This window comes from Brevundimonas subvibrioides ATCC 15264, from assembly GCF_000144605.1.
GTDB lineage: Bacteria > Pseudomonadota > Alphaproteobacteria > Caulobacterales > Caulobacteraceae > Brevundimonas > Brevundimonas subvibrioides.
In genome coordinates, this window is sequence record NC_014375.1 from 2,663,199 (window position 1) to 2,681,129 (window position 17,931).

17 protein-coding genes and 1 pseudogene are annotated in these 17,931 nt (G+C 69.5%); 14 read left to right on the forward strand and 4 right to left on the reverse strand.

The features are described 5' to 3' along the window. The first annotated feature begins 40 nt into the window (after window positions 1-40). Window positions 41-559 (forward strand): hypothetical protein, encoded by a 519-nt coding sequence (locus tag BRESU_RS13230; protein ID WP_013270067.1) that lies wholly within the window; start codon window positions 41-43, stop codon window positions 557-559. A gap of 27 nt (window positions 560-586) precedes the next feature. Here BRESU_RS13230 and BRESU_RS13235 read toward each other — a convergent pair whose 3' ends face one another. The 3 genes from BRESU_RS13235 to BRESU_RS13245 form a co-directional block, all read right to left on the reverse strand. After that, window positions 587-994 (reverse strand): response regulator, encoded by a 408-nt coding sequence (locus BRESU_RS13235; RefSeq protein WP_013270068.1) that lies wholly within the window; start codon window positions 992-994, stop codon window positions 587-589. Between the two features lie 160 nt (window positions 995-1,154). Further along, on the reverse strand, window positions 1,155-2,855 hold the full coding sequence (gene recN / locus BRESU_RS13240) for a DNA repair protein RecN (protein WP_013270069.1): 1,701 nt from the start codon (window positions 2,853-2,855) through the stop codon (window positions 1,155-1,157). A 55-nt stretch (window positions 2,856-2,910) separates the two neighbouring features. Continuing rightward, on the reverse strand, window positions 2,911-3,783 hold the full coding sequence (locus BRESU_RS13245) for an outer membrane protein assembly factor BamD (RefSeq protein ID WP_041761620.1): 873 nt from the start codon (window positions 3,781-3,783) through the stop codon (window positions 2,911-2,913). Window positions 3,784-3,973: 190 nt separating this feature from the next. Between BRESU_RS13245 and BRESU_RS13250 the strand changes: the two genes are divergently transcribed. The 13 genes and pseudogenes from BRESU_RS13250 to BRESU_RS13310 all read left to right on the forward strand — a co-directional run bounded on the left by BRESU_RS13250 (window position 3,974) and on the right by BRESU_RS13310 (window position 17,421). After that, window positions 3,974-4,906 carry a ribose-phosphate pyrophosphokinase gene (locus BRESU_RS13250; protein WP_013270071.1) on the forward strand — a complete coding sequence of 311 codons (933 nt, stop codon included), beginning with the start codon at window positions 3,974-3,976 and terminating at the stop codon, window positions 4,904-4,906. Window positions 4,907-4,977: 71 nt separating this feature from the next. Beyond that, window positions 4,978-6,213 (forward strand): hypothetical protein, encoded by a 1,236-nt coding sequence (locus BRESU_RS13255; RefSeq protein ID WP_013270072.1) that lies wholly within the window; start codon window positions 4,978-4,980, stop codon window positions 6,211-6,213. Window positions 6,214-6,319: 106 nt separating this feature from the next. Then, window positions 6,320-7,390, forward strand: coding sequence for a hypothetical protein (locus BRESU_RS13260; protein WP_245528566.1), 1,071 nt, complete (start codon window positions 6,320-6,322; stop codon window positions 7,388-7,390). A 177-nt stretch (window positions 7,391-7,567) separates the two neighbouring features. After that, window positions 7,568-8,191: pseudogene (locus BRESU_RS13265) on the forward strand (50S ribosomal protein L25/general stress protein Ctc); the annotation flags it as partial. A 159-nt stretch (window positions 8,192-8,350) separates the two neighbouring features. Beyond that, complete coding sequence (pth, locus tag BRESU_RS13270; protein WP_013270075.1) at window positions 8,351-8,965, forward strand: aminoacyl-tRNA hydrolase; 615 nt, start codon at window positions 8,351-8,353, stop codon at window positions 8,963-8,965. 83 nt (window positions 8,966-9,048) lie between these two features. Continuing rightward, window positions 9,049-9,441: a DUF2946 family protein gene (locus BRESU_RS13275; protein ID WP_041762638.1), complete on the forward strand. Its 393-nt coding sequence runs from the start codon at window positions 9,049-9,051 to the stop codon at window positions 9,439-9,441. A gap of 73 nt (window positions 9,442-9,514) precedes the next feature. After that, window positions 9,515-11,578: a TonB-dependent receptor family protein gene (locus tag BRESU_RS13280; protein WP_013270077.1), complete on the forward strand. Its 2,064-nt coding sequence runs from the start codon at window positions 9,515-9,517 to the stop codon at window positions 11,576-11,578. Continuing rightward, a complete protein-coding gene (locus BRESU_RS13285; RefSeq protein ID WP_013270078.1) occupies window positions 11,578-12,936 on the forward strand; it encodes a PepSY-associated TM helix domain-containing protein in 1,359 nt (452 codons plus the stop codon). The genes BRESU_RS13280 and BRESU_RS13285 overlap by 1 nt, the downstream gene beginning before the upstream one ends. 23 nt (window positions 12,937-12,959) lie before the next feature. Further along, window positions 12,960-13,406: a copper chaperone PCu(A)C gene (locus tag BRESU_RS13290; protein ID WP_041761622.1), complete on the forward strand. Its 447-nt coding sequence runs from the start codon at window positions 12,960-12,962 to the stop codon at window positions 13,404-13,406. A gap of 85 nt (window positions 13,407-13,491) precedes the next feature. Then, entirely contained in the window at window positions 13,492-14,220 is a 729-nt protein-coding gene (locus BRESU_RS13295; protein WP_013270080.1) for a superoxide dismutase, read from the forward strand. A 130-nt stretch (window positions 14,221-14,350) separates the two neighbouring features. Beyond that, window positions 14,351-15,445 carry a redox-regulated ATPase YchF gene (ychF, locus tag BRESU_RS13300; RefSeq protein WP_013270081.1) on the forward strand — a complete coding sequence of 365 codons (1,095 nt, stop codon included), beginning with the start codon at window positions 14,351-14,353 and terminating at the stop codon, window positions 15,443-15,445. An 86-nt stretch (window positions 15,446-15,531) separates the two neighbouring features. Next, window positions 15,532-16,383 carry a hypothetical protein gene (locus tag BRESU_RS13305; RefSeq protein ID WP_013270082.1) on the forward strand — a complete coding sequence of 284 codons (852 nt, stop codon included), beginning with the start codon at window positions 15,532-15,534 and terminating at the stop codon, window positions 16,381-16,383. A 3-nt stretch (window positions 16,384-16,386) separates the two neighbouring features. Further along, window positions 16,387-17,421, forward strand: a complete 1,035-nt coding sequence (locus BRESU_RS13310) for a hypothetical protein (protein WP_013270083.1) — start codon at window positions 16,387-16,389, stop codon at window positions 17,419-17,421. A gap of 16 nt (window positions 17,422-17,437) precedes the next feature. Here the strand turns inward: BRESU_RS13310 and BRESU_RS13315 are convergent, their stop codons facing one another. Next, on the reverse strand, window positions 17,438-17,923 hold the full coding sequence (locus BRESU_RS13315; protein WP_013270084.1) for a hypothetical protein: 486 nt from the start codon (window positions 17,921-17,923) through the stop codon (window positions 17,438-17,440). Between the last annotated feature and the right edge of the window lie 8 nt (window positions 17,924-17,931).

The following is a 17,931-nucleotide window of genomic DNA, read 5'->3' on the forward strand; positions in this document are numbered from 1 at the left end:
CAGTCGCCGTCAGCATATCGACGATCTGGGAGGGAAGACGATGCGATCGATCATCATGGCGGCAGCCTGCGTGGCCAGCCTGGCACTGACGGCCTGCAGCCAGGCCAAGGGCTCCGTGGACGCCCCGACCGCCGACGAGGCCACGACCCCGGCACCGGCCGAGGACACGGGCGCGACCGCGGCCAAACCCGGCACCCCCGCGCCGCCCGTCCCCACGGCCCCGACCGCCGCCAAGCCCCAGGCCGCCGCCTACACGCCGGTTCCGATCAGCCGTGACGACCAGCCGGGCCGGGCCCGCCAGATCCGCTGCCAGGTCGGCTCGGCCCCGGAGACCGACTGCACCTTCACCCCCCTGTTCGGCGACGGCAGCTTCCAGCTGGACGGGCCGGACATCGCCCTGCGCATGGTGATCTCCGACGGCGAAGGCGGCCTGTTCGAAGTGATCGGTCCCGAGGAACGCGTCGCCATCGGCGGGACCTATCGTCGGGATTCGCGCGATCGGGCCTGCTGGATCGCCAACGAGGAAACGCCGGCTCCGTCCCGGGTCTGCGCGCGCTAGGGCGCGCCCCCGCGCCGGTGCCCGTCCTTAGTGGAAGACGGTCAGGGATCGCGGCGCGACCGTCGAGGCACCCCCACGCCGCGACTGCATGGCGAAGGCGACGGCCGTGCGCACGCAATCGTCGTCCGTCGGCTTGCTCATCACACCGAAGGTCCCCGGCACGCCGTTGCGGACCATCTCGGGATTGGAGGTCAGGTAGAGGACGGTGATCCCGGACCCCTGCCCTATCTCCCGGCCCAGATCGACGCCGGTCGGGCCGTCCGACAGGTGGATGTCGACGAGCGCCAGATCGACGCGGCCATCCTCCACCAGAAGTCGGGCCGCCGGGGCGTTTCCCGCCATGCCGACCACGGTGTAGTTCAGATCCTCGAGCACGTCGCGCAGCTGCCAGGCGATCAGGACCTCGTCCTCGATGATCAGAATCCGGCCGCTCATGACGGCGTCACGCGCGGGCGAACCGCTACGTCCGGTTCGCTGGCATAGGGTTTGATTGGCAAAACAGCATCCTCTGACGCCCACGGCGTCGGAGGATGGATCATCCCCGCCGGGCAAACGCCCGACGTCCTTAACCGTTCCGGCCCATGCGGCCGGACCTCTAGCCGATCAGCGCCCTTGCCGCGGCCCGGGCTTCCTCGGTGATGACCGCCCCGGCCAGCATGCGCGCGATCTCCTCGCGCCGAGCCTCGTCGTTCAGCGCGTCCACCGTCGTGGTGGTCGCGCCGTTTGCGTCGGCCTTGCGCACCTTCCAGTGCGCATGCCCGCGCGCGGCGACCTGCGGACTGTGCGTGACGACCAGCACCTGGGCCCCGGTCGACAGGCGCTTCAGCCGCTGGCCCACCGCCTCGGCCACCGCCCCGCCGACGCCCTGGTCGACCTCGTCGAAGATCATCACCGGCTGGCGCTGGTCCTCGCGCCCCGCCAGGGCCGCCTTCATGGCCAGGGCGAAGCGTGCCAGTTCCCCGCCCGAGGCGATCGCGTCCAGCGGACCGAACGGCGTGCCGGCATTGGTGGCGATCTCGAACCGGGCGGTCTCGACGCCGAGAGGCCCGCGACGGCCCTCGGCCACCGGCTCCAGCGCGACGCGGAAACGGGCGCGGTCCAGCTTCAACGGGCCCAGTTCCTCCATCACCGCCTTGGCCAGGCGCTCTGCCGCGGCCTCGCGACCCGAACTCAGCAGAGACGCAGCCACATCATAGTGCTCGCGCGCGACCGCTGCCTCGCGGGCCGCGGCGGTCATGGCCTCCGCCCCGTCCTCGATCAGACGCAGCTGTTCGCGAAGGGACAGGCGCAAGGCCGGAAGCGCATGGACGGTGGTGTTCAGCTTTCGGGCGGCCGCGCGCAGGGCGAACAGCCGCTCCTCCGCCTTGTCCAGCCGGCCCGGCTCAAAATCGAAGGCATTGGCGGCAGCGTCGACCTCGGCAATGGCTTCCGCCGCCTCGACCATGGTGCGGTCGATGGCCTCCGCCGCGGCGGTCAGCCGGACCAGAACGGGGTGATCGGCTTCAACACCGGCCTGGCTCGCGCGCTGGCGGGCGTGTTCGACGGCCCGCAAGGCGGCCGACAGCTTCTGGCTCAGCTTGTCGCCACCGAGATTCGTGCGGGCGTCGGCCAGATCGGCGACGGCCTTTTCCGCCGCGCCCAGCACCGCCCGCTCGCCCGCCAGCTCGGTTTCCTCGTCCTCGCGAGGATCCAGTTCATCGAGATCGGCCAGGTTCAGGGTGATCTCTTCGGCCCGGGCCGCCGCATCGGCGGCGGCGGCGCGCAGGCCCTCCAGCCGCGTTTCGGCGGCCTTCAGCCGATCGGCGGCGGCGGCGACCCCGCCCAATTGTGGGGCCAGGCCCCCATAGGCGTCGAGCAGGCCGCGATGGGTCTTCCAGTCCAGAAGGCCCACGGTCTCGTGCTGGCCGTGCACCTCCACCAGCAGCGCCCCGATCTCGCGCAGGGCCGCGACCCCGGCCGGCTGGTCGTTGACCCAGGCCCGGCTGCGACCGTCGGCGGACAGGACGCGGCGCAGAATCAGGTCCTCGCCCGGGGTGACGTCGAACCCCTTGTCCTGGATGAGTTCGATGAGGCCGGCATCGTCGGGGGCGGTGAAGACGGCGGTGGCCACGGCCTGTTTCGCGCCCGCCCGCACCAGCCCGGCCTCGCCGCGTCCGCCGAGCGCCAGGCCGAGGGCGTCGAGGATGATCGACTTGCCGGCTCCGGTCTCACCGGTCAGCACGGTCAGGCCGGCGTCGACCTCAAGGTCGAGGACGTCGACCAGCACCACGTCGCGGATCGACAGGCTGGTCAGCATGGGGCGAAACGATTCGGCATCGGCGACAGTCTAGCCCGGAACGAGGCGAGAACAGTCAGCCCGGAATGATCCGTTGCAGCCAGCTTTCGCGCGGTCCCGTGGGGGCGGTCCCGGGCTGCTCGCCCTGTTCGGTCAGAAGGGCATAGGCCTGGGAGTACCAGGGGCTGCCGGGATAGTTGAAGCCCAGGACCGACCCGTTGCGCTCCGCCTCGTCCTTCAGGCCCAGGCTCAGATAGACCTCGACCAGACGATACAGGGCTTCGGGCGTGTGCGACGTGCGCTGGTAGGCCTCGTTGTCGATCACGGCCTTGTACCGGCCGATGGCGGCCAGCGGAAGGTTGGCGCGCTGGTAATAGCGGCCGATGGACATTTCCTTGCCCGCCAGCTGGTCGTTGACCATGTCGATCTTGACGGTCGCGTCGGTGGCATAGGACGAGCCCGGATAACGGCGGGCCACATCCCTCAGTCCGTCCAGGGCCTGCTGGGCCTGGTTCTGGTCGCGGCCCACATCGACGATCTGCTCGAAGTGGCAGGTGGCGCGCATGTAGAAGGCATAGGCGGCCGACGGGCTGCCGGGGAACAGCGAGATGAACCGGTCCGCCGCCGCGATCGACTCCTCGTAGCTGCCGTTCTGGTAGTGGGCGTAGACCTGCATCAGGATCGCCCGGCGCGACCATTCCGAATACGGATGCTGGCGCTCGACCTCCTGGAAATAGTCGACGGCGTCCGACCAGCGGTTCGACTGGAGGCGCGTGTAACCGGTGTTGTAGAGCAGCTCGACCGGCCGCTCCTCATAGGCCAGGCGCGGCCGACCGGCACCGCCGCCACAGGCGGGCAGCGTCAGGGTGACGGCCGCGGCCATCAGGATCAGGCCGCCGCGTCGCAGGGCGGACGAAGACCGGGAGAAAGTCGGCAAGACAAACCTCATCACACGACACCCGAGCGACCGATCTGGCCAGCCGGAATCCAAGACCGCGTTCCCTATCACCCCCCGGCCAGCCGCGCCATGCATCCAGAAGGGCACGATGACGGCTTGCTACGGCCCGGTGCGCTGCTAAAGAGCGCGCGAGACGGAACGCGCTTCAATGGCGGTCCGATGACGGCGAAAGGATGACCGGATGAAGCTGCTCGCAGGCAACTCGAATCGGTCCCTTGCCCAGGCCATTGCCGATCACCTCGACATGCCCCTGACCAAGGCCCAGGTGAAACGGTTCGCCGACAACGAGGTCTTCGCCGTCATCGAGGAGAACGTGCGCGGCGAGGATGTCTTCGTCATCCAGTCGACCTCCTACCCCGCCAACGACAACCTGATGGAGTTGCTGATCTGCATCGACGCCCTCGTGCGGGCCTCGGCGCGGCGGATCACGGCCGTCATGCCCTATTTCGGCTATGCCCGGCAGGACCGGAAGACCGGTGGTCGCACGCCGATCTCGGCCAAGCTGGTCGCCAACATGATCACCCGCGCCGGCGCGGACCGGGTCCTGACCATGGACCTGCACGCGGGCCAGATTCAGGGGTTCTTCGACATCCCGACAGACAATCTGGTGGCGACGCCCGTCCTGGCCCAGGACATCCGCGACCATTACCAGCGCGGCAATCTGATGATCGTGTCGCCCGACGTCGGCGGCGTGGTGCGCGCCCGGTCCCTGGCGGAGCGTCTGAACGTCGACCTGGCCATCGTCGACAAACGCCGTCCGCGCGCGGGCGAGAGCGAGGTCATGAACATCATCGGCGACGTGTCGGGCCGCGAATGCATCCTGTTCGACGACATCGTCGATTCGGGCGGCACCCTGGTGAACGCCGCCAAGGCGCTGATGGACGCGGGCGCGACCAGCGTCTCGGCCTACATCAGCCACGGCGTCCTGTCCGGCCCGGCGGTCCAGCGCGTCACCGACGGCCCGTTGAAGGAACTGGTCATCACCGATTCGATCGAACAGCCGTTCGAGGTCTCGAACTGTTCGAAGATCCGCTCGGTGCCCGTGGCACCCCTGATCGGCGAAGCGATCCGGCGGATCGCCAACGAGGAATCGGTGTCGAAACTGTTCGACTGAGGCGACCCTGCCTCAAAACCGCCGGGAGCCTGCTATCTGAGTCCGACAGGGGACGCTGCGGAGGATCATTGATGGGACTGTTTTCGAGCCGTGGGGCATCGGCCCTGGCGGCGCTGGCGATCGCCGCCACCCTGGCCTCCTGCGCGTCGAACAAGGCCGCCGAGGAAGCCGAAGCCACGCGGGTCGCCGCCGAGGTCGCCGCCGCTGCGGCCTTGGCCGCTCAGCCCAAGCCCATCGCGCTGAACGACAGCGTCATCCAGTCCGCCGCCATCTATCTGGGTTTCACCCGCGACATGGCGACCCTGCGCGGCGGCTTCGAAAGCCCCGAGGCGATTCTCGCCGCCATGCAGCGCGGCGCCGCCTACCAGCCGGACCAGATTTCGCGCGGCCTGGTGGCCTACGCCTCGATCCTGGCGCTGCAGTCGCCGGAGTTCCTCACGGGCGTGCGCCAGTATGGAACGGATCGCGAGACGCGCAACCAGACCGTGGCCCGGATCGTCGCCGACCCGACCTATGCTTCCACCCTGCCGGGCGCCGACGCCGCCGCCGGCCTGATCATGGGCGTTCTGGACGCCGATATTGCCGCCCTGCGCACGGCCGCCGATTCGATCGAGAATGACGCCTATGCCATCCAGGCGGACGGCCGCGCGTCGTGGGCGCGCCAGCCGGTGCCCGACCGGGAGGCCCGCATCCAGGGCGTCAAGGATCTGTCCGCCCGCCGGATGGTCGCCAATGCGGAGGACGTAGCGCGCCTGTCGGCCGCAGCGTCTTCCGGCTCCGGCCTCGGGGTCTCGACCCCGCGCCTGCGCCAGCCCCCCTATCCCCCCGCCGTCTCGAGCGCCCTCGCCCTGGCCGCCCTGGCGGTCCTGGACGGAGCCGGCGAAAACGCCGTCTCCAACACAGACGCCCTGCAGTACGACCGCGCCAGCCAGGACTGTTTCGCCAGTTCCAAGCTGAACCTGTTCCAGTGCCTTGCCGCCTCGCGCCCCAGCTATGAGGTCGAGTTCTGCCTGGGCCGCCATGTCGTGCGCGACCTGGCCACCTGTGCCCGCGGCACCAGCCAGCCGGCCGGCCAGATCACGGTCGGCGCGCCGACCCAGAGCCGCTCTCAGCCCGCGACACCGGTCATCCGGACCGAGCCGATACAGCCGTCGACGCCACTCCCTGTCTCGCCCGCGCCCGCTACGCCGGCGACCGTGACCCCCGTCGTGCCGCCCGCGCCGTCGATCACGCCCAATCCCGCGCTCGCCCCCGGCGCGAGCCCGACCCAGCGTTTGAACGCCGCGCCCCCGGCACCACAAAGATGAACTCGCGCGCCGGGATTAACGTTCGGAAAACCATAGACAACGCGATATAGAAGCCGTGGCGCCGGAGCGCGCCTCAGTATCCGTATCCGGGGGACCATCCATGCGAATGGCTTTTTCGCGTCGCGCGCTGGCAATCGCCGTCGCCGCCTCTAGCGCCGTTCTGACCGCGTGCAGCACACCGGCTCCCGAACCGGTCGTCGTCGTCGAAGCCCCCCCGCCCCCGCCGCCTCCGGTCACCCTCAACGAGGGCGTGGCCCAGGCCGCCTCCATCTATGTGTCCTTCATCCGCGACGTCGGCACCATCCAGGCGGGCTTCCCCGACGCCGAGTCGATCCAGAACGCCATGCACAAGGGCGCGGCCTATGACCCCGCGACCCTGTCGCGCGGCATGATCGCCTATGGCTCCATCCTGGCCCTGCAGTCGCCCGAGTTCGTGGCCGGCGTCCGCACCTTCGCCGTGGATCCCGCCACGCGGGCCGACGTCGTCGCCAACATCATCCGCGACCCGGCCTATGCCGCAGGTCTTCCGGGCGCCGACGTCGCGGCCGGGCTGATCATCGCCACCCTGGGCCAGGACATCGCCAGCCTGACGACCATCGCGGATGCGGTGGAGCAGGACGCCTATACGATCCAGGAACGCAGCGACCCGCGCCGCCGCTGGGCCACGGTCCCCATCCCCAATCGCGAAGTCCGCCTGGAAACCGCCAAGACCATCTCCGCGGGCCAGATGCTGCCCTCGGCCGAGGAATCGGCCCGGCTGTTCGCGGCCGCCAACAGTGGTTCGGGCCTCAGCCTGGCCCCGGCCACCCAGGCGCCGCCATACACGCCCGCGGTGGTCCATTCGCTGGCCATCGCCGCCCTCGCGGCCCTTGGGGCCGCAGGCGACGACGCCCGGGCCAACACCGAGGCCCTGTCGATCGAGACCAATGCCCAGTTCTGCCTGGATATGTCCAAGCTGAACCTGTTCCAGTGCCTCGCGGCCTCGCGCCCGAGCTATGAGGACATGTTCTGCGTCGGCCGCCACATCGTGCGCGATCTGGCGACCTGCACCACCCAGGCGACCGTGCCGGTCGTCACGCCGGCCGCCACGACGACCGCATCGGTCACCCCTGTCGTCGGCGTCGCCGAGGAAGCCGCCACGGCCTCCGTCGTCGCCACCCAACCCGCGACACGGTAAGGGCGCGACCGCGCGCGACACGGTCGCGTGCGGGTTGAGCGCGTTTCGTCTCGCGGACGCAGTTGCGCATGGGGGCGCTTGCGTGTAATGACCCGCGCTCTTGAATTCGAGGGTCGCTGACCCCGCCGCGCGGGCCGCAATGTCGGCGCAGGCGTTTTTGTTGTTGAGGCGAGCCAGATGGCCGAGATCATTCTGAACGTAGACGTTCGCGAGAACATCGGTACCGGCGGCGCGCGCGCTGCCCGTCGCTCCGGCGCGGTTCCGGGCATCCTGTACGGCGGCGACAAGGCCCCCGTCGCCATCTCGGTCAACGAGAAGGACTTCCGCAAGAACCTGTACACCGGCAAGCTGCTGGGCCACCTCGTCACGCTGAAGTACGGCGACGAGACCCAGTCGGTCATCGCCAAGGACGTGCAGTTCGACCCGGTGTCGGACCGCCCGCTGCACTTCGACCTGATGCGCGTCGACGCGAAGCAGACCATCAAGATCGAAGTGCCGATCCACTTCATCAACGAAGACCAGTGCAAGGCCTTCCGTCAGGGCGGCACGCTGGAGATCGTCCGTCACTCGGTCGAGATCCTGGTCCGCGCCGACCACATCCCGGAAGACCTGGTCGTCGACCTGGCCGGCCACAAGCTGGGCGACACCCTGCGCTGGTCGGACGTCAAGGTCCCGTCCGACGTTGAGGCCACCATCACCGACCGTGACTTCGTGATCGGCTCCATCAAGGTCTCGTCGGCCGCCATCGCCGCCGACCAGATCGAGGAAGCCATCGCCGAGGAACAGGCCGAGGCCGAAGCCGCCGCCATCGAGGCCGGCGACGTTCCCGCCACGGAACAGGGCGACGAAGACGCCGCCGAGGCCGAAGGCGAGAAGACCGAAGACTGATCCCACGGATCACCTCACGATCGCGGCCCCTTCCGGTGACGGACGGGGCCGTTTTCGTATCAGGACAGCGCCATGATCATCATCGCCGGCCTGGGCAATCCGGGCCCCAAATACCAGCACAACCGCCACAACATCGGCTTCATGGCCGCTGACGAGATCGCGCGCCGGTGGCGCTTCGGCCCCGAGCGGGCCAAGTTCCAGTCCGTCATTCGCGAGGGCGAGGTCGAGGGCACCAAGGTCCTGCTGATGAAGCCCCAGACCTTCATGAACAACTCCGGCAATGCGGTCGGAGAGGCCGCGCGCTTCTACAAGATCGCGCCCGCCGACGTGATCATCTTCCACGACGAGATCGACCTGGCTCCGGGCCGTTTCCGGATGAAGAAAGGTGGCGGAGCGGCGGGCCAGAACGGCATCCGCAGCCTGATCAGCCAGCTGGGTCCGGACTTCCGCCGTGCCCGCATGGGCGTCGGCCACCCGGGCGAGGCCCACCTGGTGATGCCGCACGTCCTGGGTGACTTCCACAAGGCCGAGCAGCCCTGGCTGCAGGCCCTGCTGAACGCCTGCGCCGACGCCCTGCCCTTCGCCCTCGCTGGCGACGACGAGCGCTACCAGGGCGAGGTCCTGCGCCTCGCCCCGGCACCGAAGTTCAGCCCCCGTCAGGCGGCCCAGGCGTCAAAGGGCGAATGATCCGTCTCCTCCCCGTCGCGGAGCGATGGGGAGGAGACCTGGACGCACTTCCATTCTTTGACCCCATCCGCTATCGCCCCGCGGTGACCCCTCCTCAGGCCGAATCCTGGTCGATCGCGCGTTCGCTGGCCTTCCTGGCCGCGACGTTCGCCATCGTGTTCGGAAGCCTGCTGCCGTTCGCGGCCTATGCGGCCTCGACGCCGGGTCATCCGATGGTCATCTGCTCCACCGAGGGGCCCCTGACCATCTCGATCGGCGTGGACGGTCAGCAGGAACCCAGCAAGGGCATGGCGGGCGTCAAATGCTCGGCCTGCGTCATGGCGGTCGTCGCCGACCTGCCGACACCGCCGGCGCTCCAGCCGGTCCGCGCCGCCACGACCTACCCGGCCTCGCGCTTCGTCACGCGCAATCAGTCCGCCCCGCCACCGGCCCGCGCACCGCCCCGGCCACCCTCGACCGCCCCGCCCCAGTCCTGAACGCACGCTCCTAAACCCGCCCGCCGCCTCGCGCGCGCGGGCGCTCCCTTGCGTCTTTCAGGACATCCTTTTCATGCGATTTCTCGCTTCGGCGGCTCCGGCCGCCCTGCTGTGCCTGCTGGCCAGCCCCACCTCCGCCCAGTCTGGCCCGGACGGTCCCGCCGTCGACCTGGGCGAGGTCATCGTCACCGGCGCACTCAATCCGGAAGATCCCCCGGTGGTCGCAGAGGCGCGCCGCCGCCTGTCGCGGACCCCGGGTGCCGTCGCCGTCGTCTCGGCCGAAAGCCTGGAAAACCGGTATGCGCCAAACCTGGCCGACGTCCTGCGCGACGTCCCCGGCGTCTATGCCCAGAAGAAATGGGGCGGCGACGTCCGACTCTCGATCCGCGGCTCGGGCATCGGCAACGCCAACCACCTGCGCGGCCTGTTCGTGTCGCAGGACGGCATCCCCTTCAACGAGGCCGACGGCTTCGGCGACGTCCAGATGGTCGACCCGCTGCTGGCGCGGTTCACCGAGGTCTACAAGGGCGGCAACGCCCTGCGCTTCGGCGGCTCCCTGCTGGGCGGGGCCGTCAATCTCGTCACGCCGAACGGCCGGACCTCGGGCGAGACCGCCAGCGTCCGTGCCGACTTCGGCTCGTGGCGCACCGGCCGGCTGCATGCCGAGATCGGGGGCGTGCGCGGCGACTGGGACGCCTTCCTCGGCGTCACCGGTGCCACGGCCGAGGGCTGGCGCCAGCAGTCGGACGGGCAGCAGCAGTACATCACCGCCAACATCGGTCGCACGTTCGGCGAGGACCGCGAGGCCCGGTTGATCGTCCAGGGGGCCTACATTCATCAGGAAATTCCGGGATCCCTGACCCTGGCCCAGGCGCTGAACACCCCGGTCATGCCCGCCGCCGCCAACGTCGCCAACGCCTATCAGCGCGACTACGCCTCGGTCCGCACGACCCTGTCGACCCGCTGGCGACTGTCGCCCGACCTGCTGTTCGAGGGCGCGGTCTATGGCACCTGGAAGGACCTGCATCACCCCATCTTTCAGGTCATCGACCAGCAGAGCCGCAACTACGGTGCCTTCGGCCGCCTGGACTGGGAGGGCCAGTTGTTCGGACTGCGCGCCGACGCCTTCGGGGGGGCCTGGTACCGGGTCGGCGATCTGGACGCCCAGCAGTTCGTCAACATCCGGGGCTCCAGCGGGGCGCGCATGGCCAAGGCCCGGCAGAACGCCGCGGCCCTCGATGTCTTCGCCGAGGGCCGGCTGTTCGTCACCGATCAGGTGGCGCTGGTTGCCGGTGGGACCTGGGGCCGGGCCGAGCGGGACTATCAGAATTTCGCCCTGCCCGGCGTCTCCACCACCTTCAACCTGACCACCGGCAAGGACTACGCGTGGTTCGCGCCCCGCGTCGGCCTGCTCTGGGAAGGCCCGTCGGGGGCCCAGGCCTATGCCAACGTGACCCGTTCGATCGAGCCGCCGAATTTCGGATCCCTGACGCCGACGGTCGGCGGGTTCGCCGATATCAAGGCACAGGAGGCCTGGACGTATGAGGCCGGGGTGCGCGGCCGCACGGCGCAGTTCTCCTGGGACGTCGCCGTCTACCGCGCCGAGCTCGAGAACGAGCTTCTGACCTTCATCGTCAATCCGGCGCTCGGCATCCCGGCCGCAACCTTCAACGCCGGCCCCACCGTGCACCAGGGGATCGAGGCCGGGCTGGACTGGCGGTTCGCCCCCGGCTGGCGTCTGCGCCAGACGTACACCTGGTCCGACTTCTTCTTCGAACGCGACAAGGCCTATGGCGACAACGACCTGCCGCTGGTCCCGCCGCATCTGTACCGGGCCGAGCTGCGCTACGACCATCCTGCCGGCTGGTTCGTCGCGCCCGCGGTGGAGACCACCCCGTCGGACAGCTGGGTCGACTACGCCAACACGCTGAAGGCCCCTGGCTATACCGTGATCAACCTGGGCCTCGGCTGGACTCTGGAAAACGGAACGAGCCTGTTCGTCGACGCGCGCAACCTGTTCGACGAGCGCTATGTCTCGAACTTCGGGGCGGTCACCGATGCCCGCGTCGCCTCGACCGCCGTCTTCTGGCCGGGCGAGGGCACGTCGGTCTTCATGGGCGTGAGGATGGCGTGGTGATGACGACGACCGAACAGACGGGGGCGGCTCTGGCCGCTCCCGGCCTCCTGTCGGGGGCCTATCGCACGGTGTGGCGCTGGCATTTCTACGCCGGCCTGCTGGTCCTGCCCTTCCTGATGCTGCTGGCCCTGACCGGCGGCCTCTACCTGTTCAAGGGCGAGATCGACGGCCTGGCCTATCGCGGCCTGTCGCAGGTCGAGGCGCGGCCCGCCACCGTGTCCCCCGACCGCTGGGTCGCCGCGGCCGAGGCCGGGACCGGGGGCAAGGTCGCCAGTGTCCTCGTCCCCGCCCGCCCCGATCAGGCCGCGCGCCTGACCGTCAATCTGCCCGACGGCGGCAAGCGCACCGCCTTCGTCGATCCGCACGACGCCCGCCTGATCGGCGTCACGCCCTTCGGCGGCGTGATGGAGACGGTCAAGCGGCTGCACAGCCTGATCCTGCTCGGCTCATGGGCCAATGCCGTCATCGAGATCGTCGCCGGCTGGGCCATCATCCTGGTCGCCACCGGCATCTTCATGTGGTGGCCGCGCAAGCGGGGCGTCGGCGTCGCGACGATCAAGGCGACCGACACCGCCCGCCGCCCGTTCTGGCGTGACCTGCATGCGGTGACGGGCCTCTATGCCGGGGCCATCATCGTCTTCCTGGCGGTCACCGGCATGCCCTGGTCGGCCGTCTGGGGCGATCAGGTCATGGGCTATCTGAAGGACAATGGCCTCGGCCGGCCCAGGCCCCCGGCCGCCTCCCCCGCCTTCCAGCACGCCGGGCACATGAATGCGCCCGTCGGTGTCGGCTGGACGATGGAGGGCATGGTCATGCCGACCCCGGACGCCGTCGGACCCGCGCGCCTGTCCACCGCCCTCGCCACCGCCGAAGCCCAAGGGCTGGCCCGTCCCTATACGGTGTCGATCCCGACCGACCCTGCCCTGGCCTGGACCGCCGCGCGCGTCGTCCAGCGCGTGGAGGACAACCGCATCCTCTATATCGACGCCACGACCGGCGCGGTCCGCGCCGACGTCCGCTACGACCAGTTCGGTATCGGGGCCAAGGCCTATGAGTGGGGCATCGGAGTCCACCAGGGCACCCAGTACGGCTGGGTGAACCGCACTCTGATGCTGGCCGGCTGCATCGCCATCTGGATCCTGGGCATCAGCGCCCTCGTCATGTGGTGGAAGCGGCGGCCGAACGGCCGCCTCGGCGCCCCCCTCGCCCCGCCCGGCCCGCGCGCCAAGGTCGCGGTCCTGGCCATCGTGCTGCCCCTCGCCATCCTGTATCCCCTGACCGGTCTCAGCCTGATCGTCGCGGTCGGACTGGACCGGATCGTCTCGATGCTGAACCGAACCCGGCCGCAAGCCGCATGACCCACACACTGGAAAGAAGCACCATGACCCGTCTGCTCCTGTCTGCCTGCCTGCTAACGCTCGCCGCCTGCGGCCAGGCCTCCGCCCCGGCCGGTCCCGCCACCGTCGCCGTCTCCGACGCCCTGTGCCGGCCGACGCCGAACGGCCGCGACGTCACCGGCTGCTATCTCACCCTGACCGCCAGCCAGGCCGACCGGCTGATCTCGGTCGGCTCGCCGGTCTCCGGCCTCGCCCAGATCCATGAGATGAAGACCGAGAACGGGATGATGATGATGGGCGAACTGAAGGACGGACTGGCCCTGCCGGCCGGTGAAGCGGTCTCGCTGGCCCCCGGCGGCAACCACATCATGCTGCTGCAGCTCAAGCAGCCGCTGGCGGCGGGCGAGCAGGTCCCGCTCACCCTGACCTTCGAGCACGCTCAGCCGGTCGGCGTCCGCGCCGCCGTCGGCCAGCCGCCCGCCGCGTCCTGACCCGGGCCCGGGCCGGCTCCAAAGAGTCGCAGCCTTGAGCAATTCGCGGCCCCAGGCGTTCAAGAGCAACCCTCAGGAGATATTCATGATCCGACCCTTGCTCTTCACCTCGGCCCTGGCCCTGGCCGTTCTTCCCGCGGCATCGGTGCTGGCGCAGTCGACCCCGGCCCCCGCCGCTGCGACCCAGACCGACGCCCCGGCGGCCGCCTTCACCTTGCCGGCGCTCCCCTATGCCTTCGATGCCCTTGATCCCGCGATCGACGCCGAGACCATGCAGATCCACCACGGGCGGCATCACAAGGCCTATGTGGACAATCTCAACGCCGCGGTAGCGGCCGATCCCGCTCTGGCCGGTCTCGCCATCGAGGATCTGCTGGGCCGCGTGTCGACCCTGCCTGCGGCGGTCCGCAACAACGGCGGAGGGCACTGGAATCACAGCCTGTTCTGGACCCTGCTGGCTCCGGTCGGCCAGGGCGGCGAGCCGTCGCCGGAGCTGTCCGCGGCCATCACGCGAGACTTCGGCTCGATGGAGGCCTTCAAGACCGCCTTCAACCAGGCGGCCACGACCCGGTTCGGGTCCGGCTGGGCCTGGCTGATCGTCGCGAACGGCAAGCTGCAGATCACCTCGACCCCCAACCAGGACAATCCGCTGATGGATCTGGCCGAAGTCCGGGGCACGCCCGTGCTGGCCGTCGATGTCTGGGAACACGCCTACTACCTGAAATACCAGAACAAGCGGGCCGACTACCTGACGGCCTTCTGGACCGTCGTGAACTGGGACAGCGTCAACCGCCTCTACGCCGACGCGCAGTAAGGGCAATCGCCCCGAGCGGCCGGCGCCGGAGAGCCTGCCGGCGGCTGCGAAGGGCGAGCCTGACAAACGGTCGTGAACCGTCTAAAGGCTCGCCCTCACTCGGCCCCCTCTGGCCCGCCTCAGGAATACCATGGCTCTGAAAGTCGCGATCGTCGGCCTGCCCAACGTCGGCAAGTCCACCCTGTTCAACGCCCTGACCAAGACGGCAGCGGCACAGGCCGCCAACTATCCGTTCTGCACGATCGAGCCGAACACCGGCGACGTCGCGGTGCCGGAGCCGCGCCTCGACGTCCTGGCGGAGATCGCGGGATCCAAGGAGATCATCCCCTCGCGCATCACCTTCGTCGACATCGCCGGCCTGGTGCGCGGCGCGTCGAAGGGCGAGGGTCTGGGCAACCAGTTCCTGGCCAATATCCGCGACTGCGACGCCGTGGCCTTCGTCGCCCGCTGCTTCGTCGACGACGACATCACCCATGTCGAGAACCGCATCGACCCCATCTCCGACCTCGAGATCATCGAGACCGAACTGATGCTGGCCGACCTCGAAAGCCTCGAGAAGCGGGTCGTCAACGTCGAGAAGAAGGCCAAGGGCGGCGACAAGGACGCCCAGCAGACCCTGCGCCTGATCAACATGGCCCTGGTGCCGCTCCGTGCCGGCAAGCCCGCCCGCGTCGTCGAGGTGTCGAAGGAGGACGAGAAGGCCTGGCACATGCTCCAGCTGCTGACCTCGCTGCCCGCCCTCTACGTCTCCAACGTCGACGAGGGCTCGGCCGACAAGGGCAACGAACTGTCCGACCTGGTCGCCAAACGCGCCGCAGAGGACAACGCCAACGCCGTCGTCATCTCGGCCAAGATCGATTCCGAACTCGCCGTGCTGGACCCGGAAGAACAGGCCGAGTTCCTCGAAAGCCTGGGACTGGCCGAGCCCGGCCTGAACCGCCTGATCCGCGAGGCCTACAGCCTGCTGGGGCTGCAGTCCTACTTCACTGTCGGACCGAAGGAGGCGCGGGCGTGGACGATCCACGTCGGCGACACCGCGCCCCAGGCCGCCGGCGTCATCCACACCGACTTCGAGAAGGGCTTCATCCGCGCCGAGACCATCGCCTTCGACGACTATGTCGCCTTCAAGGGCGAGGCCAAGGCCCGCGAGGCCGGCAAGCTGCGCGCCGAGGGCAAGGCCTATGTCGTCAAGGACGGCGACGTGATGAACTTCCTGTTCAGCTAGGCACGACGGCCGGTTGCATCCCCTTGACGGTGTCTCGCTCCGCTTGCGATTGTGAGTCCGGTAGCTTTTCGGGGGCGGCGTCGACAATGCGATCCTTTTTGGCGATCACCCTGGCCCTGGCCGCGGTATCGGGGCCGGCGGCTGCCCAGACCCAGACGCGGGAATCGACCCCCTTCGTCATTCAGGCGGGCATCACCGCGGGCCCCGCCATCGGCGAGGTCGCCACGGCACCACGCGGCCAGGCCCTGATCGTCCAGGCGGCGCGGTCCATCCGGGCAGCGCGCCTGCTGGCCGATACGCCGTCCCTGTCGGGGTTCGGCAAGGTCAAGACGTTCCCCGCCGGATCCCCGATGTTCGGCATCCATACGGCGACCGGCTGGGCCTATTGCGCCGTGGCCGAGACGACCGCCTCCTGGTGGTCGGGCGACGAGTTCGTCTGCTACGAGGACGCGGACGCCGACGGGCGCTTCGAAACGGCCATGCATTCGGGTGCGCCGTTCCTCGGCGTGCCGCTGTTCGTCTTCGAGACGGGCCGCAAGCAGCCCTTGCCCACGCCCGCGCCCTACAGCGCCGAGCCGACCGAGGCGGGGCCTTCCGTGGACTATGTCGTGACGGCCTCTGCCAGACGCCTGCCACAGCCGGGAGGCGGCACGCCCGCCCCGGAGTCTGACGGCATGGCGATCACGCTGCAGGGTGGCTTTCGCCAGGGCGTGAACGCGTCGCCCGTCCCCATCGGCGGCTGGAGTGAGACGGCCGTGATCCGGAACGGCGCGCCCACGCGGATCACCCTGATGGGTGCCGAGTTCGAGATCCTCGGCGTGGACGCCGACGGCACGGTGCGGTTTCGCGTCATTTCGGAAACCCCTGCCCAGGTCCGGCGCATCACGATGGGCCTGACCTCGACGACCCAGTACGTCCCCATCTTCATCCCGGGCTGACCGATGCTTTCCCCCCTGATCGCTGCCGCGGCGCTGACCCTGGGCCTCCAGGACCCCGTCCAGACACCACCCCCGCCGGCCGAGGCACCGGCCGCGAGCTCGCCCGCGACACCGGCGGATGACGCACCCCCCGCTCCGGAAGATACGGGTCTACTGACGTGGGACGACCTGCCCGAAGCGTTGAGGGTCGAGGTCGAGACCAAGCTGAACAAGCCACCGGCCCAGGCGGTCCTGATGGTGGAGGCGGCGGTCGCGCCGGATACGGACTTCCGGACCGTGGACCATGGCGACGTGCTCAGCGAACAGACCGTCCGCCCGGCCGCCTTCGCCACCATCGTCGCTCCGGCCCGGAACGGGCGGAAATATGGACCGGCGGGCGCGGTGCTCTGGGCCGGCATCAATGAGGATGGAGACTGGTGGTGCTGGCGCAACGGCGACCGGTATCCGACCTGGTTCATGCCGTCCGACATCTATTGCTATCGCGACACCGACAACGACGGCGACTTCGACGTGACGATGGAAAACTCCATGCCCGAAACGGGTCTGGGGCAGAGCCGCTTCCAGTTCACGACCCTGGGCCGCGACGAGCGCCTGCGGGACGTCGTGACCTATGCGCCGGGGGGACAGGCCGATTTCGTCGAGAAGGTCGTCCTTCGCTATGACGGCCCTGCCGAGGCGCGGGTCGCGCCTGACGGACGCCTCGTCGATGGTGTCGTTCTGTTCCGGCTGCTGACCGGGCCGGCGCGCCCCGTCCCCGTCTCGGAGGGGAACGCCCTGGTGCGGATCGAGCGCGCCGCCGGGGGCGACGGGCTGGACGAGGTGGCCCGGATCGCGGTGCCTCTCGACGCCGAAGGACGCGGTCGCGTGACCGATCCACGCGGCATCAGCATCGAGGTCGACCGTGTCGATCTGGACGGCCGGGCCAGCGTGAAACTGACGTCGGGCCTGCCGGCGGGACGGACCCTGCTGCTTCCCCCGCCGACCCGGGACGATTTCCTGGCGATGGTGAACCGGATGATCGGCAGAAGTCCAGCCTGACCCGGGACAGCCCGGTCTAGAAGGTCGTCGGGGCCGTCGCCGTGTCCGTCAGCGTGGTGCACTGGTGCAGGGTGGTGGGCGGACCCGCCCGGTCCAGCCAGCTCAATGTCATCGTGTCGCTGGCGACGGCCATCTTGACCCGTTCGCGCCGCGTCGCGCCCTCCGACTGGCAGTCCAGCGTGGCGACATAGCCGTCGACGACCTCGTCGACCGCGGCGATGGCGCAGCTGTTCTCATAGCCTTCGAACCGCAGCGGCGTGATGTCGATCGGTCGCCGGTCGCCCTGCGGGGCCGCGCACCAGGAGGGATCGCCCGCCCAGCGTCCGACGAAGCTGACCGGCCCCCGACCGGGCAGGGTCAGGGTGCCGGGCGTGCCCTGCGGCGTCGCCTCGTCGATGGGAATGCCCTGAGCCGGCTCGGTCGGGGGGTTCACGTCCCGCATCTCGTTGCAGGCGGACAGGCTGGCCAGCATCAGGCCGGAGACGCACAGGAGACGGATCATCCGCCCTG

What these genes read in the sequence shown, in the direction of transcription:
- BRESU_RS13230 (WP_013270067.1), top strand. Translation starts at nt 41, where the DNA reads ATGCGATCGATCATCATGGCGGCAGCCTGCGTGGCCAGCCTGGCACTG.
- BRESU_RS13285 (WP_013270078.1), top strand. Translation starts at nt 11,578, where the DNA reads ATGACGACGACCGAACAGACGGGGGCGGCTCTGGCCGCTCCCGGCCTC.
- BRESU_RS13250 (WP_013270071.1), top strand. Translation starts at nt 3,974, where the DNA reads ATGAAGCTGCTCGCAGGCAACTCGAATCGGTCCCTTGCCCAGGCCATT.
- BRESU_RS13260 (WP_245528566.1), top strand. Translation starts at nt 6,320, where the DNA reads ATGGCTTTTTCGCGTCGCGCGCTGGCAATCGCCGTCGCCGCCTCTAGC.
- BRESU_RS13235 (WP_013270068.1), bottom strand. Translation starts at nt 994, where the DNA reads ATGAGCGGCCGGATTCTGATCATCGAGGACGAGGTCCTGATCGCCTGG.
- pth (WP_013270075.1), top strand. Translation starts at nt 8,351, where the DNA reads ATGATCATCATCGCCGGCCTGGGCAATCCGGGCCCCAAATACCAGCAC.
- BRESU_RS13295 (WP_013270080.1), top strand. Translation starts at nt 13,492, where the DNA reads ATGATCCGACCCTTGCTCTTCACCTCGGCCCTGGCCCTGGCCGTTCTT.
- BRESU_RS13290 (WP_041761622.1), top strand. Translation starts at nt 12,960, where the DNA reads ATGACCCGTCTGCTCCTGTCTGCCTGCCTGCTAACGCTCGCCGCCTGC.
- BRESU_RS13255 (WP_013270072.1), top strand. Translation starts at nt 4,978, where the DNA reads ATGGGACTGTTTTCGAGCCGTGGGGCATCGGCCCTGGCGGCGCTGGCG.
- ychF (WP_013270081.1), top strand. Translation starts at nt 14,351, where the DNA reads ATGGCTCTGAAAGTCGCGATCGTCGGCCTGCCCAACGTCGGCAAGTCC.
- BRESU_RS13305 (WP_013270082.1), top strand. Translation starts at nt 15,532, where the DNA reads ATGCGATCCTTTTTGGCGATCACCCTGGCCCTGGCCGCGGTATCGGGG.
- BRESU_RS13280 (WP_013270077.1), top strand. Translation starts at nt 9,515, where the DNA reads ATGCGATTTCTCGCTTCGGCGGCTCCGGCCGCCCTGCTGTGCCTGCTG.
- BRESU_RS13315 (WP_013270084.1), bottom strand. Translation starts at nt 17,923, where the DNA reads ATGATCCGTCTCCTGTGCGTCTCCGGCCTGATGCTGGCCAGCCTGTCC.
- BRESU_RS13310 (WP_013270083.1), top strand. Translation starts at nt 16,387, where the DNA reads ATGCTTTCCCCCCTGATCGCTGCCGCGGCGCTGACCCTGGGCCTCCAG.
- BRESU_RS13245 (WP_041761620.1), bottom strand. Translation starts at nt 3,783, where the DNA reads ATGAGGTTTGTCTTGCCGACTTTCTCCCGGTCTTCGTCCGCCCTGCGA.
- recN (WP_013270069.1), bottom strand. Translation starts at nt 2,855, where the DNA reads ATGCTGACCAGCCTGTCGATCCGCGACGTGGTGCTGGTCGACGTCCTC.